The 16,299-nt window shown below is 33.7% G+C and carries 10 protein-coding genes; 6 read left to right on the top strand and 4 right to left on the bottom strand.

Annotated elements, in window-relative coordinates; all coding sequences use genetic code 11:
* The first annotated feature begins 25 nt into the window (after nucleotides 1–25).
* From L1S34_RS07425 to L1S34_RS07410, 4 genes are all read left to right on the top strand, one after another.
* Complete coding sequence (locus L1S34_RS07425) at nucleotides 26–3,121, top strand: efflux RND transporter permease subunit (RefSeq protein ID WP_236363479.1); 3,096 nt, start codon at nucleotides 26–28, stop codon at nucleotides 3,119–3,121.
* A 59-nt stretch (nucleotides 3,122–3,180) separates the two neighbouring features.
* Nucleotides 3,181–4,494, top strand: a complete 1,314-nt coding sequence (locus L1S34_RS07420) for a TolC family protein (protein WP_236363478.1) — start codon at nucleotides 3,181–3,183, stop codon at nucleotides 4,492–4,494.
* 28 nt (nucleotides 4,495–4,522) lie between these two features.
* Entirely contained in the window at nucleotides 4,523–5,386 is an 864-nt protein-coding gene (locus L1S34_RS07415; protein ID WP_236363477.1) for a bestrophin family protein, read from the top strand.
* A 73-nt stretch (nucleotides 5,387–5,459) separates the two neighbouring features.
* Entirely contained in the window at nucleotides 5,460–6,383 is a 924-nt protein-coding gene (locus L1S34_RS07410) for an AraC family transcriptional regulator (RefSeq protein WP_236363476.1), read from the top strand.
* A 1-nt stretch (nucleotide 6,384) separates the two neighbouring features.
* On the opposite strand, the gene L1S34_RS07405 is transcribed toward L1S34_RS07410, so the two are convergent.
* Together L1S34_RS07405 and L1S34_RS07400 are read right to left on the bottom strand one after the other, a co-directional pair.
* A complete protein-coding gene (locus L1S34_RS07405; protein ID WP_236363475.1) occupies nucleotides 6,385–6,759 on the bottom strand; it encodes a DUF779 domain-containing protein in 375 nt (124 codons plus the stop codon).
* A 76-nt stretch (nucleotides 6,760–6,835) separates the two neighbouring features.
* Nucleotides 6,836–8,341 (bottom strand): aldehyde dehydrogenase family protein, encoded by a 1,506-nt coding sequence (locus L1S34_RS07400; protein WP_236363474.1) that lies wholly within the window; start codon nucleotides 8,339–8,341, stop codon nucleotides 6,836–6,838.
* 283 nt (nucleotides 8,342–8,624) lie between these two features.
* Between L1S34_RS07400 and pheT the strand changes: the two genes are divergently transcribed.
* A complete protein-coding gene (gene pheT / locus L1S34_RS07395) occupies nucleotides 8,625–11,045 on the top strand; it encodes a phenylalanine--tRNA ligase subunit beta (protein ID WP_236363473.1) in 2,421 nt (806 codons plus the stop codon).
* Nucleotides 11,046–11,171: 126 nt separating this feature from the next.
* Here the strand turns inward: pheT and L1S34_RS07390 are convergent, their stop codons facing one another.
* The gene (locus tag L1S34_RS07390; protein ID WP_210790284.1) at nucleotides 11,172–11,726 is read right to left on the bottom strand and encodes a fasciclin domain-containing protein; all 555 of its coding nucleotides are present in this window, start codon (nucleotides 11,724–11,726) and stop codon (nucleotides 11,172–11,174) included.
* A 223-nt stretch (nucleotides 11,727–11,949) separates the two neighbouring features.
* Here L1S34_RS07390 and L1S34_RS07385 point away from each other — a divergent pair, with 223 nt between their 5' ends.
* Nucleotides 11,950–12,495, top strand: coding sequence for an ExbD/TolR family protein (locus L1S34_RS07385; protein ID WP_236363472.1), 546 nt, complete (start codon nucleotides 11,950–11,952; stop codon nucleotides 12,493–12,495).
* A gap of 345 nt (nucleotides 12,496–12,840) precedes the next feature.
* On the opposite strand, the gene L1S34_RS07380 is transcribed toward L1S34_RS07385, so the two are convergent.
* Complete coding sequence (locus tag L1S34_RS07380) at nucleotides 12,841–16,215, bottom strand: DUF7619 domain-containing protein (protein ID WP_236363471.1); 3,375 nt, start codon at nucleotides 16,213–16,215, stop codon at nucleotides 12,841–12,843.
* Nucleotides 16,216–16,299: the final 84 nt, after the last annotated feature.

Here is a 16,299-nt window from a genome sequence, read left to right as displayed (position 1 = left end):
CAGCAATCAAAAATTAAAAATCTAAATGAGTTTATCAACAACTAGTATTAGAAGACCCGTATTTACCATTGTAATTAATTTAGCCATTGTTTTATTTGGTTTAATTGGCTACACCTTTCTGGGCGTGAGGGAATTCCCTTCTATTGACCCCGCTCAAGTATCGATTCGAACGAATTACGCTGGTGCAAATGCTGATATCATCGAATCGCAAATTACAGAGCCTCTCGAAAAAGCAATTAACTCGATTGATGGAATCCGAAACGTTACTTCGTCAAGTGCACAAGGAAGCAGTAACATCACAATTGAGTTTAACTTGGATAAAAACCTTGAAGATGCTGCTAATGATGTGCGTGACAAAGTATCACAAGCCGTTAGAAACTTACCGCAAGACATTGATTCGCCACCCGTAGTTTCAAAAGCAGATGCCAATGGTGACGCCATTATTTCGATGACGGTACAAAGTGACACTCGAAACGCTTTAGAATTGAGCGATTATGCTGAAAATGTAATTTCGCAACGTTTAGAAACAATTCCAGGAGTATCTGGAGTTCAAATTTGGGGGCAAAAACGCTACGCGATGCGTTTGTGGATAGATCCGGTAAAATTAGCTTCCTACGGTTGTACGGTAGCCGAAGTTAGAACCGCTTTAAACAAACAAAATGTAGAATTACCATCTGGAAAATTAACTGGAAACAATACGGAATTAACGGTAAAAACCATTGGAAATCTTTCTACCGCAGAAGAATTTAACAATATAATCATTCGTTCAGAAGGTGAAAAAGTAGTACGCCTAAGTGATGTTGGAAACGCAGTTTTAGGTCCTGAAAATACCGAAACCAAAATGACCCAATCGGGTACGCCTCTTGTTGGAGTTGCTATTGTACCGCTTCCTGGAGCGAACTATTTGGATATTTCCGCAGCATTTTACAAAGAATTTGAGCAACTAAAAAAAGACCTTCCAAAAGACATTAAATTAAATATTGCCATTGACAATACTGTTTTTGTAAAAAAATCAGTAATCGAAGTAGCTGAAACTCTTGGTATCTCAATTGTATTGGTGGTTTTGATCATTTTCTTATTCTTTAGAGATTGGGCTATCGCTTTCCGTCCTTTAATTGATATTCCGGTATCACTTATTGCTACCTTTTTTATCATGTGGTTGTTCGGATTCTCCATTAATGTATTAACACTTTTAGCCATTGTTTTGGCAACCGGTTTGGTTGTTGATGATGGTATTGTAGTAACGGAGAACATTTTCAAAAAAGTCGAAGAAGGAATGACGCCAATTGAGGCGGCAATTAAAGGATCAAACGAAATCTTTTTTGCAGTAATTTCAATTTCGGTAACCTTAGCCGCAGTGTTCCTACCAGTAATTTTCTTAGAAGGATTCGTAGGCCGACTGTTTCGAGAATTTGGAGTGGTGATTGGAGCCGCAGTTTTAATTTCGGCCTTTGTCTCCTTGACTTTAACACCAATGTTAAATGCTTATTTAATGAAAGGTGGCGAGCAGAAAAAGTCTAATTTTTACATCAAAACAGAACCTTATTTTGAAAAATTAAATAGCAGTTACGCAAGCTCGTTAAGTTCTTTCATCAAAAACAAATGGTTGAGCTTCCCTATTTTAATTGGTTGTTTTGGCTTGATTTACTTGTTTTATAGTTTGATTCAAAAAGAAACTGCGCCGTACGATGATCGTTCTGGTTTTGTAATGCGAATGTCTACGCCTGAAGGCTCTTCATACGAATACACTGATCGATTCATGCAAGAAGTTTCGAAACTAGTAGATGATTCTATTCCGGGTAAAAAGGTAGCGCTCGTAATTACGTCACCAGGTTTTGGTTCATCATCTGTAAACAGTGGATTCATCAGAGTTTCATTGGTGCAACCAGATGAACGTAAAGATTCTCAGAAAGAAATTGCCGAAAAACTAACCAAGTGGACTAAGCAATATCCTGATGCAAAAACGTCTGTTATCGAACAGCCAACAATTGCTGTAAACCGTCGTGGTGGTTTGCCAATTCAGTACATCATTCAAGCACCTAACTTTGAAAAACTTCAAGAAAAGATTCCTGTTTTTATGGATGAGGTGGCTAAAAATCCAACCTTTGCTGTAAGTGATGTCAACTTGAAATTCAACAAACCTGAAGTCAATGTCACAATTGATAGAGAAAAAGCTGAAAGTTTGGGTATTTCAGTTATAGATATTGCCCAATCGCTACAACTTTCTTTAAGCGGTCAACGTTTTGGATATTTTATGCGAAATGGTAAACAGTACCAAGTTATTGGGCAGTTCGATCAAGATGACCGTTCAAAACCATTGGATTTAACCTCGATGTTTGTAAAAAACAGCGCAGGTGAATTAATTCAAATGGACAACGTAGTGACTATTGAGGAAAAAAGTAATCCGCCACAGTTGTACCACAACAACCGTTATATGGCTGCAACAGTTTCTGCTGGTTTGGCACCTGGAAAAAGTATCAGTGACGGAATTGACGCTATGAACGAAATCAAAGCTAAAGTTCTAGATGATAGTTTTACAACCGATTTAGGTGGCGAATCTCGCGATTTTGTTGAAAGTAGTTCGAATACTGCTTTCGCCTTCGGTTTAGCTTTACTTTTAATTTTCTTGATATTAGCAGCACAATTCGAAAGTTTTATCGATCCATTTATAATCATTTTAACCGTACCCATGGCTGTTGCTGGTGCATTGTTCTCATTGTGGCTATTTGATCAAACTTGGAACATTTTTAGTCAAATTGGAACCGTAATGCTAATTGGTTTGGTTACCAAAAATGGAATCCTGATCGTCGAATTTGCCAACCAACTCCGTGAACAAGGAAAGCCAAAATTAGAAGCAATTCTCGAAGCTTCTGAAGCACGTTTGCGACCAATTTTAATGACCAGTTTGGCAATATCATTAGGTGCATTACCAATTGCTTTGTCTTTAGGAGCGGCATCTACAAGTCGTATTGGTATGGGAGTTGTTATCGTAGGAGGAACTATTTTTTCTCTCGTATTAACATTGTTTGTTATTCCAGCCATGTATTTAATGTGGTCTAAAGCACGTAAACATTATCCTGAATTTGACCGTATTGAAGAGTACGAGAAAGAATTCAAATAAAATTAAGTAATTGTATTCAAGCCAAATAGCCATTTTTTTTGGCACGAAAAATTAGAAGAATGACAAATTTTAAAAAACATATCGCAACCGGACTGTTCCTATTTTTATGCTGTTCAAACGGTTTTGCGCAAGAAGTACTTTCTCTAGAAAACGCTGTAAAAACGGCATTGGAGAATAATTACGATATAAAAATTGGACGTAATAATCTTGATGTTCAAAAGATAAATAATGCTATTGGTAACGCTGGAATGCTACCTACGTTAACTGCAAATGTTTTGGATAATAATAGTGTACAAAACAGTTCGCAAATCCGACAAGATGGTACCCAAACAGAATTAGATAATGCCAAAAATAATAATTTAACCTATGGTGTGGGATTAGACTGGACTATTTTTGATGGTATGCGCATGTTTGCTCGCAGAGATCAATTAAAAGAATTACAAAAGCTTGGTGAAGCGCAATTGAAACTCACTATTCTGACTAGAATTAGTGATGTCAATGCAGCCTATTACGATTTGGTGCAGCAGCAGCAACAATTAGCAGCTCTTGATACGACTATTGTAATTTCTAACCAACGATTAGCATTGGCTCAAAACCGATTTACAATTGGTAAGGCATCAAAACTTGAAGTTTTAAATGCACAAGTGGACTTAAATACAGATCAAGTCGCACTTTTGCGTCAAAAAGAATTGTACGCTAATAGTAAAATTTTACTCAATCAACTTCTCGCACGTGATGTGACAACTGATTTTAAAGTAGTAGATGAACTAGCTGTGGATTCGTTTTTAACTTTACCAGAGTTGAAAGCCTTAGCTGAAAAACAAAACCCTCAATTAGAAGCTCAAATCATAAACAAAAGAGTTGCTGAATTAGAGCTAAAACAAGTAAAAGCTGCGCGCTACCCTACTTTGAGAGTGAATACTGCTTACAATTTTTCGGAGAGTGAAAGTAGTTTAGGGTTCGTTAGGGAATCTCAATCCAGAGGTTTTAATTACGGATTTACGGCTTCCGTTAATATTTTCGATGGTTTTGCACAAAACAGAAACGAGAAAATCGCAAAATTGCAAGTAGCTAATTCTAAGTTAACTATTGAACAGCAAAATCTGACTCTTAATGCGCAGTTGGCTTCCTCTTACCAAACGTATTTGACTAACTTAAAATTGATTCGTTTAGAAGAAAAAAATGAAGCAATAGCTAAACAAAACTTGTCAATTACTTTTGATAAATTCCGAATTGGAACTATTACCACTTTAGAATTTAGAACAGCGCAGTTAAATTATGTAAACGCCAAAGTTCGTTACAGCAATGCTCAATTTCAAGGTAAACTATCTGAAATTGCTTTGCGAGAATTGGCTGGAAATTTAGTTTTTTAATTACTTTTACAACAGTAAAAAAAACAAAATGGTCTCGTACAACACCAAAGATTGGTTTACATTTATATTCCGCTTTCACAAAGCAGATACTTTTAGAAAATTATTTCCAGTGATGATTGCCATTGGAATTTACTCCGGAATAGTTGGTTATGTTGAAGTAGAATATTGGAAACTAGCCGAAGACAGTTATGTCAGAAACATAACCATCATGCACGGAATGCTGGGATTTGTAATCTCCCTTTTGCTTGTTTTTCGAACCAATACTGCATATGATCGTTGGTGGGAAGGCCGAAAATTATGGGGCGCTTTGGTAAACAACAGTCGCAATCTTGCTTTGAAACTAGCTGCGATTCTCAAAGACGAAGAAGATGTAGCTTTTTTTAGAAATCTAATTCCAAATTACGCTTTTGTTTTAAACTTGCATTTGAAGGACGAAGCAACGAGCCAACAATTAAATGAAAACTTAGTTATTGATTTGGATCAAGAAAAACATAGGCCTAATCAAGTGGCTAAGCTGATGTTTGAAAGAATAAATTCATTATACAACGATAAAAAAATTACAGGTGACCAACTTATCATTTTGAACGAAGAATTGAAGTCGTTTACTGATATTTGCGGTGCTTGTGAAAGGATTAAAAACACTCCAATTCCCTACTCCTACAGTGCATTTATTAAAAAGTTTATCTTTTTTTATGTAATGACTTTACCTTTTGGATATTCTTTTAATTTGGGGTATTACGTTGTTCCAGTAGTTGTATTTATTTTTTATGTCTTGGCAAGTTTGGAATTAATTGCTGAAGAAATCGAAGAACCTTTTGGTACCGATGAAAACGATTTGCCAACGCAAAAAATTAGTCAAAACATCCAGAGACACGTCAACGAACTACTGTAAAAATGTTAAAGTAAATTACCGAATAAAGCTTTTTTAGTATATTTATACTTCCCTCATCGAAAAGTAATATACTATGAATAATAACCGCTATTTGATTCAGCCACCACTGTTATCTAACGAAAAATCACTTAAAACTTTAGTAGAAAACAGAACTGTTTACGGTTTGAACCATTGCGAGTTAAATTTATTCGAAACTTACGAATCCTCAATGGCTGTGCCTTTACAGTTCAATGATTTGGTGGTAACTAGTATGCTTCGAGGTAAAAAAGTAATGCACCTTTTTGATGACCCAAGTTTTGTTTATTTACCTGGCGAAACTGTTGTGATTCCGTCAAATGTAGCTATGAAAATTGACTTTCCAGAGGCTTCAAGTCACAACCCCACACAATGCTTAGCGCTTGCCATTGACCAAGTAAAAATTACAGATACACTCCAATTTTTGAACGAACGTTATCCAAAGGAAGGAAACAATCAGTTTTGGCAGCTTAATTACCAAAATTATTTTTTCTACAACAATATTGAATTAGCTACAACTATCAATAAACTAATTCAGGAATGCATGAGCACATCGATCACCAAGGATGTTCTCGCTGATTTGACATTACAAGAATTATTAATCCGCATTATACAATCGCAAGCTACTCAATCTTTAGAAGAAGGAACTTCAACGGATCCTAATAATCCTATGACCCAAATTGTAGCATTTATCAGGGAAAATATAAAAGAAAATTTCAACATGAAGCAGCTTAGCGACAAAGTATCTATGAGCACAAGCTCTTTTTATCGCTATTTCAAACGCGAACTAGGCATGAGTCCTGTAGAATTTATTCACGTAGAAAAAATGCGTTGTGCCAAACAATTACTTAAAAATCCAGCGATTCAAATTAATGAAGTTTGCTATTTATCTGGTTTTGAAGATTGTAATTATTTCATTCGATTGTTCAAAAAGCACGAAGGCATCACGCCAAAACAATACCAACAACTGTTTGTAAATTAGTCTATTCTATAAATCGCAGCGGTTCTATATCAAGAAGTTCTTCTTCTGAAAACAAACGATATTCAATTCGAAATGTCTTTTTAAGTGGAGTTTCCAATGAAAAGCCTCCTACGCCAAAGCCATCCAAAACATCAAGGGTAAAATGAGCATGTTTCCAATATTCAAATAAATCTTTATCCACCCAAAACTCTGTGTTTTCAATTGTACCAATACATACATCGCCATAGCGTTGGTAAAAACCTCCTTTTTCAAAACATTGCGGCTGCGTTCCCTCACAGCAACCTCCTGCTTGATAAAACATCAAATCACCATGTTTTTCTTGTAAAATGTGTATTAAATCAATCGCTTTTTGAGTAGCATGAATTCGTTTTTTCATTTTTTAGTCTTTAAAATAAAACCTGGCAAATTGAAGTACTTGCCAGGTTTTGAATTGAACAATCTATTGTAACCAATTAAAAGAATCCTAACTTATTTTTATCGTAAGAAATAAGCATATTTTTAGTCTTACGGTAATGACCCAACATCATTCTATGATTTTCACGACCAATCCCTGATTGTTTATAACCTCCAAATGGAGCTCCTGCAGGATATGAATGGTACTGATTAATCCAAACACGACCAGCTTGAATAGCTCTAGGCACTTGATAAATTTCGTGAGCGTCGCGCGTCCATAAACCAGCACCTAAACCATAAATTGTATCATTCGCAATTTCGATGGCCTCTTCGGTTGTTTTGAACGTAGTCACTGCTAAAACAGGTCCGAAAATTTCCTCTTGAAAGATTCTCATTTTGTTATGTCCTTTAAAAAGAGTTGGTTTAATGTAATAACCACCCTCTAATTCCCCATCGTGAGTGTTTTCGAAACCGCCAGTAAGCAACTCTGCTCCTTCTTCTTTTCCTAATTTAATGTAGGATAGAATTTTTTCCTTCTGAATCATCGAGGTTTGCGCACCCATCATGGTATTTTTATCCAAAGGATGTCCTGTTGCAATTGCTTCCGTACGTTCAATTACTTTTGCAATAAATTTTTCATAAATATCTTCGTGTACCAATAAACGCGATGGACAGGTACAAATTTCACCTTGGTTTAAGGCAAACATCACCGCTCCTTCGACTGCTTTATCAAAAAATTCATCATCAGCATCTGCCACTGATTTCATAAAAATATTTGGTGATTTCCCGCCAAGTTCTAAGGTTACTGGAATAATATTCTCTGTGGCATATTGCATAACCAAACGTCCTGTAGGAGTTGATCCTGTAAAGGCAGCTTTTGAAACTTTTTTGTTTGTTACCAAGGCTCTTCCTAACTCAGAACCAAATCCATTAACGATGTTTACAACTCCAGGAGGCAATACATCTCCTATCAATTCCATTAAGATTAAAATTGATATCGGAGTACTCTCAGCTGGTTTAAGCACTACTGTATTTCCTGCTGCAAGCGCTGGAGCCAGTTTCCACACTGCCATTAAAATAGGGAAATTCCATGGGATGATTTGCGCAACAACCCCAAGAGGTTCGCTTAATGCAATCGAAACTGTTTGCGAATCTAATTCGGTTATTGAGCTTTCTTCGGCACGAATTACACTTGCAAAATATCTAAAATGATCTATCGCTAGAGGCAAATCGGCCGCAAGAGTTTCGCGAACTGCTTTTCCGTTGTCTATGGTTTCTACAATTGCTAAATATTCTAAATTATCTTCGATTATTTGGGCAATTTTATTTAATAGAACACTTCTCTCGGTTACTGATGTTTTTCCCCAAGTTTTGAAAGCATCGTAAGCCGCATCGACAGCCAAATCAAGATCCGCTTTGTTTGAATGAGCTGCTTGCGTAAATACTTTTCCATCAATTGGTGAAACAACATCAAAATAAGTTCCACTTGTTGGCGCAACAAATTTACCGCCAATATAATTATCATATTTTGCCTTAAATTCAGGTCTTTTGAACACATTATCCATAGTAGTACGTTTTATGTTTTTTCAAATTTAGCAACCCAATTCCAAAAAATATAGCACGATAGTATCAATTAGTAGCATAAAATTTCCAAATACATTTTTTTAAGAACTATTTATTACACATTTCACATTTAATTAGGTTTTCATATCGAAAAAGAACAACTGAACAATGCTAATGAAACCGTTTAAAAAAGCAAAAAAATTGTTTCTTTCTACACGCTTCAATCCTTATATTTGCACACAGTTTCTAAAATGAAGCTCTTTGCACTTTTATTAAAATTATCACATGAAAATATCATACAACTGGTTAAAGCAATTTATTAAAACAGACTGGAATTCAGAGGAAACATCTGCTCTATTGACTGATTTAGGTCTTGAAGTAGAAGGCGTTGAAAAATACCAATCTGTAAAAGGAGGCTTAGAGGGGATTGTAGTGGGTCATGTGTTAACCTGCGTACAACATCCTGATGCTGATCGACTAAAAATAACTACCGTTGATTTAGGAACAGGAACTCCCGTACAAATTGTTTGTGGTGCAGCCAACGTAGCCGCCGGACAAAAAGTACCTGTTGCGACAATTGGAACCGTTTTATACGATGCCAATGGAGAAGCATTTACCATCAAAAAAGGAAAAATCAGAGGTCAAGAAAGCCACGGTATGATTTGTGCCGAAGACGAATTAGGATTAGGTGATAGTCATGACGGAATTATGGTTCTTGACGATGCTCTAGTTCCTGGCGCAACAGCTGCAACGGTGTTTAAAATAGAAAACGACGAAGTTTTTGAAATTGGATTAACACCCAATCGTGCTGACGCTATGAGTCACTGGGGAACAGCACGCGATTTGAGAGCTGGAATGCTACAAAAAGGAATTAGTGTAGAACTAATCACTCCATCTGTTAGTAATTTTAGAGTAGACAAACGTACTTTAAAAATAGATGTTGATGTTAAAGAGAGCAAATTAGCTCCAAGATACTGTGGTGTAACCATTTCGGGAATTGAGATTAAACCATCACCAGCTTGGTTGCAAAACCGATTAAAAGCTATTGGTTTAACACCAAAAAACAATGTAGTTGACGTTACCAATTATGTTTTACATGATCTTGGTCAGCCGCTACACGCTTTTGATGCAGCTAAAATCAATGGTAAAGTGATTGTACAAACACTTCCTGCGGGAACAAAATTTGTTACACTGGATGATGTTGAGCGCACACTACATGAAGAAGATTTGATGATTTGCGATGAAAAAGGTCCACTTTGCATTGCTGGGGTTTTTGGTGGAAAAAAATCTGGCGTATCAGAAAGTACGAACTCTATTTTCTTAGAAAGCGCTTATTTTAATCCGGTAAGCGTTCGTAAAACAGCTAAAAGACATCAATTGAATACTGATGCATCTTTCCGATTTGAAAGAGGTATTGATCCAACAATTACAGAATATGCTTTAAAACGCGCTGCTTTGTTAATTCAAGAAGTAGCCGGTGGAGAAATCACATCTGACGTGGTGAATTTTTATCCAAAAAAGATCGAGGATTTCACGGTTTTCCTGAACTTCAGCAAAGTAGCTAAAATTATTGGTCAAGAAATCCCAAAAGATACAATTAAGAAAATTTTAGTTTCACTTGACATTAAAGTTAATAGTGTTTCTGATGCTGGGCTTGGTCTAACTATTCCTTCTTACCGAGTAGATGTACAAAGAGAAATTGATGTTATCGAAGAAATTTTAAGAGTATACGGTTACAACAATGTTGCTTTTTCAAATAAGTTGAACGCAACCGTGTTTAATGCTCCTAGAAACGAAGATTACAAAATACAAAATACAATTGCTACACAATTGAACTCTCAAGGATTTCATGAAATGATGGCGAACTCGTTAACAACAGCGTCGTATGTTGATTTATCAGAGCAGTTGAATCCTAGCAATAATGTTACGATTTTAAATCCGTTGAGCGCTGATTTGTCGACCATGCGCCAATCTTTATTGTTTTCTGGTTTAGAGGCTGTATCGTATAATATTAATCGTAAAAATGCCGATTTAAAGTTATTTGAATTCGGAAAAACGTACCACAAATATTTGGCAGGTTACGAAGAAAAAAAGCATTTATCTATGTTTTTAACGGGTAATCGCAATAATGAAAGCTGGACGGCTACACAAAAACCATCTGACTTTTTCTTATTTAAAGGTTATGTAGAAGGAATTCTATCACGTTTGGGATTGTCTAAATTCCAAAACATCCCGACTACTCTAGATGTATTATCAGAAGGAATTTCATTATCGATAGGAAACGATGTTTTGGTATCGTTAGGAGTTGTTAAAAAGAGTATTTTGAAACAATTCGGAATCAAACAAGAAGTATTTTATGCTGATTTTGACTGGGATTTAATTTTGAAAAAACTCTCTACAAAAATTAAGTTTGTAGAAATTCCAAAATATCCGGAAGTTCGACGTGACTTGGCTTTATTGATTGATGAAAACGTAACTTACAGCAGTATTTACAACCTAGCGAGACAAACAGAAAAAGGATTGCTCAAAAATGTAGATCTTTTTGATGTGTACCAAGGTCAAAATCTTGCCGAAGGAAAAAAATCATACGCTATTAGTTTTACCATTCAGGATAGCGCTAAAACCTTGACAGATGTGCAAATTGACAAAATCATGAGCAAGTTGCAAAAAACATTTGAAACAGAGCTCGGCGCTGTTTTAAGATAAGAAGAACCAACAAGAATTAAAAAAACCGATACTCTCAAAAAAGTATCGGTTTTTTTATTGCACAAAAAAGCCTCAGAAATCTGAGGCTCTTAAGACTAACAAACATATTAACCTTAAACTAAATTGTTATTGTTTAGGCAAAACTACTGTGTCTACAACGTGAATTACACCATTTGATTGGTTTACATCAGCAATTGTAACTTTTGACATGTTTCCGTTTTCATCAGTGATGTACAAATCTTTGCCTTTCATCCAAGCTGTTAACGTACCACCACTTACGGTTTTCACGGTAGCTTTACCGTTTCCTGCTTTAATTGCTTTAGCAATATCAGCAGCATTCATTTTTCCTGCAACTACGTGGTAAGTCAAAATAGTTTGCAAAGTTTTCAAATTTTCTGGTTTTAGCAAAGTATCTACTGTACCTGCTGGCAATTTCGCAAACGCTGCATTTGTTGGGGCAAAAACGGTGAATGGTCCTTTACTTTGTAATGTTTCTACTAAACCTGCTGCAGTAACTGCCGCTACAAGAGTAGTATGGTCTTTCGAATTTACAGCATTTTCAACAATGTTTTTAGAAGGATACATTGCTGCTCCACCTACCATTACTGTTTTTTGAGCGAAAGAAGTTGCTCCAAATACTAAGGCCATAAATGCGATTGATAAGAATTTTTTAGTTTTCATAAAATTTATTTTTGTTAAGTTATATAAAGTCATTTACGCACATTAAATGGTTTTGGTTTTCATTTTTTACGAATTTGACAAAACAAATTCACCAAGCCTTAATCTATAAGGAGTTACAGACCAAAAATTTTAGTAAAATTATTCTGCAAGAATGATTTTTTTGTACCTTTAGTACAATTGAAAAACGATTTTGCTACTACTATCAATTTAAATCAAAACGATTATGGAAGATTTTAACCCGAATAGCGAAAAGAAACTTAAAAAAATTAGAACCAAAAAACTAGAATCAAGAGTTGACCTCACTGCAATGGTTAGCGTATCTTTTCTTTTGATCGTATTTTTTATGGTCACTATTGATTTGGCAAAGCCAAAAACTATGAGCATGGGCTTACCTGATAAGAATCCAGAATGGGATGGTAGAACAAATTGTGGATCAGGAACAGACATTCGCATGATTACCATTTTACTAGACAATAATAACAGGCTAGTAAGCTACCATGGACTTTTAAGCTACCCTAATGAAAAACCCAAAACATTATCCTACGATTCACATGGAATCCGAAAAGAATTACAAAATAAAAAACGTTTAATTCAAGAGATTTACGGTGATCCGTCAAGAGGACCAATTGTGATTATAAAACCGAGTAAAAAATGCAACTATAAAAATCTAGTTGACATTTTAGACGAAATGGCTATTGCCAAAATTGATACTTACGCGATCATTAACGAGTTCACTCTAGAAGAATCTAAATTACTGGCAGCTAACTAAAATACACCTCACTATAAATACATTACTAAATAATAAAACACGAATTACACAGATTCACACGAATGTAAATTGATACAATTCTGAGTAAATATTAAAGTTGAATGAATATAAAATAGGTGAAATTTATAAAGAATGCATGTACTGCAAACGAATTCCCTAGCCCTGATAGCAGCGTAAATCCTTTCATAAAGCTTTAGCCTTTTGGCTAAAAACTTTATAAAAGATTGCAGCGAATAGCAGGATTAGCTCCTAGAAAAATTTAAGCATAAAAAAAGTCCCACATTGCTGTGGGACTTTCTATTTATGAAAAAACGGAGAATTATTTTTTCTCTGATATTCTTAAACTTAATTTTTAATAAACTTCTTACTTGAAAATCCTTTATCTGATTTTACTTTTACAAAATAGTTACCGGATGAAAGTTTGGAAACATCGATTTTTGAGACTGATTTAGCATTAGGAACAGCAATAACTACTTGTCCTAAAATATCATATATTGTTAAAGACTGTATTTCTATATTTTGTTTAGCAATAATATTTAATTCTTCATTTGCTGGATTTGGATACAAACTGAAATAATTAGAAAAATCAAAGTCCTGAATATTTAAAGTTGTTTCAAATTTTGATATCGCTTTATTTGTAACTATTGGGAAATTATAATCAAAATAAATATTAGCCTCGTTGGTAAATGAATCTCCAACTTTTAAAGTTGGCTTTGTTTTGATTTTAAAAGAAACATAACCGTCATTATTTGCGTCATCAAAAGGAAGATTGATGTTTTCGAAAATGAATTCAACTTTATTTATATCAGAAATTTTAGTAACAAAAGAATGACTTGAACTAGTTGGAATTAAACTTGAAATATCAAATTTTGACAAATCAATCATATCTTTTATAACAATGTTTTGTGCTGCATAAGTTCCTGTATTTTCAAAACGAATCATGTAATGTACATATTGCCCAATTAATTCTGGTTTGATTTTATTGCCCTCCAAACAAGTTTTATCATTTGGGTCGTATGAACCAACAACAGTTTGATTTAAAGTAAATATGTTATCAATTGGGGTTTCATCAATAACTACCGAAGTTATGTTTACTGTAAAATCCAAAATATCCCCATTGTTTACTGCAGGGATTTCCATTGGGGAATTTACATTTAATGTAAAGATTATTTCCTTACTTTCAAACGGCTTAAGATTTGTAAAATTCCAAGAGAGACTATTTACTTTTTGATCAGTTGCAACTGGAATCGCTGAAATAAAATCTAATTTAGTATCATCAAAAGTTAGATTTACGGAACCAGATTGTGTTTGATTTCCTTTGTTTTTATATACTATTTTATATTCAACATCAAAACCTGGTCTAGAGTTTTGTAATGGCAATAATGTGATTTCTAAATCCGGATGTACACCAATTGGCGTAATACAAAAATCTCGGATATTAGGATTGGTTTCAGTTGGGAAATTGACATTTACTGTTGATGGAGAAATAGTGAAATAATTTGAGTTTTCTATTGCTGGAGTTATAGTGTACATTCCTGCTTGTAGTGGAATTGAATATTTTCCAGAAGCATCAGATATTAAACTTCCAGAAATTGAACCATTTATCAATTTTAATTTTACATATGGGATACCATTATCTAAAAAATCACACCCATTAGCATTACTGTCTAATTTATTATTTCCTTTAATTGTATAAAAATTTCCGCCTGGAGTAAACGAACAATATGAATTTACATTACAACCACTCATTTTATTGGTTAAAATTTGTGCTTCTACATTTGATATTTGTGTATCGTCTGCACATATATAAGTTAAACCAGGATTATTGCCAAATTCTAGATTTTTCTCATTGATACCGTTTTTTAAAAACAATGACTTTAATAGATTATTATTACAATATAATGAGCCAAGACTAAACAAATTACTAACATCCAAATTTGTAAGAAGATTATAATAACATGCTAAAGATTTAATTTTTGTTGAATTATTAAAATTCAAAGAAGTAAGTTTATTACTTTGACAACTCAAATCTAATAAATTTGTTAAACCACTCAAATCTATTGAACTTAGTAGATTCGAATAACATTCTAAAGTCTGTAAATTACCTAGCCCACTTAAATTTAATGATTTCAGTTGATTAGAACTACAATGTAAAGTTTTAAGATTAGCTAAACCGTTCAAGTTTAATTGTGACAATTTATTAGAATCAAGATACAAATTATTAAGGTTTATTAGACCTGTGACATTTACAGATGTAAGAGCATTATTAGATCCTTGAATAGTTTGAAGTTTAGTCAAACCAGTTAAATCTAACGACGTTAGTTGTAACTGGTTGCAATACAAATTTTGAAGATTCGTAAAATTTTTAATTCCAATTAAAGAAGTAATAGGTTGTGTTGAAGTAATAAATAAATAACTTACTTGTAATGCTTCATTGACTTGAATTTCACCATCAGCATTCTTATCAATCCGAATGATCTTGCCAGTTAAATCTTTAGCGGTAGCAGTAAAACAATTAGAATACACCAAATTATTTTTAAAATTTACATCCGGAACATTAACAATAACATCACTATATGGATTGGAAGAACAAGAGGAATCTATAACCAGACAATTATAACCGGCACCATTTTGGCCATACTTAGATGTTCTTTGTTGCAAATAAGGAATTAGACCAGAATTAGCACAAATATATTGCAACGCAAATTGAGTGTCAAAATTAAATAAATGAGTTGGATCATTACTATTAAACCCAATGTCCTTTATATAAAGTGATTTTAAGCTTGTGTTAAAATCAAGGTCAATAATATTTAGATTTGACAAACCATTTAAATCTAATGAACCAAATGGATTTGCTCTACAATTTAAATTTTGAAGTTTTTTTGAACTTTTAACATCTATAGATTTCAGCATATTACGAGAACAATTTAGAACTTGAAGATTTGTTAAACCACTAACATTCAGCGTTACGAGATTATTAGTAGAGCAATTTAAATTAGTTAGATTAATCAAATCTGTAAGTTCAAGTGTAATAAGGCTGTTATTTCTACAATTTAATTGTTGAAGACTTGTCAGTCCACTTGTAATTAATTTATTAAGGGTTATATTACTGCAATCTAAACGCGTTAGATTTGACAATCCACTTAAATCTAATGTCGAGATATAAGAACTATTATCATGACAATCTAAATCAATGAGATTTTTCAATCCCCCTAAATTCAAGGATGAAAAATTATTACTTGAACAATTCAAAATTTGAAGATTTGTTAAACCACTCAAATTAATTGAAGATAGGTAATTAATATCACAAAATAAAACTCGAAGGTTATTCAAGCCTGCAATATTTAATGAACTAATTTGATTATTTGAACAATATAAGTTTTGAAGATTTATCAAACCTCCTAAATCTAGAGAAGTAATTTTGTTGTTTGAACAATTTAAACTTTGCAGATTGGTAAAACTCAAAACACCTTGTAATGAAGAAAGTGTCGAATTACTCATATCTAAATAACTAACTTGCAATGCCTCAGCAAGTTCAATTTGATTATTATAATTAGAATCTATTCTAAAATAATTTCCTAGTAAATTTTTAGCTATTGTATTTCCCGAACTTGCCGAAAGCAACTTTGATTTAAAATTCGAATCAGGAAAATTAATAATCTGGGCACTCAAACCATTAAAAAAACAAAGAGCTAACAACAAAAAGTAGATTTTTTTCATCAGTAATTTTTAAAAAATCAAATATATACTTTTGGATTTAGTTAACACCTTTTCTTATTAAATAAATCTTACAAAGCACAAAAA

This window comes from Flavobacterium sp. K77 (assembly GCF_021608205.1).
GTDB lineage: Bacteria > Bacteroidota > Bacteroidia > Flavobacteriales > Flavobacteriaceae > Flavobacterium > Flavobacterium turcicum.
This window is presented reverse-complemented; position numbering and strand designations above follow the sequence as displayed.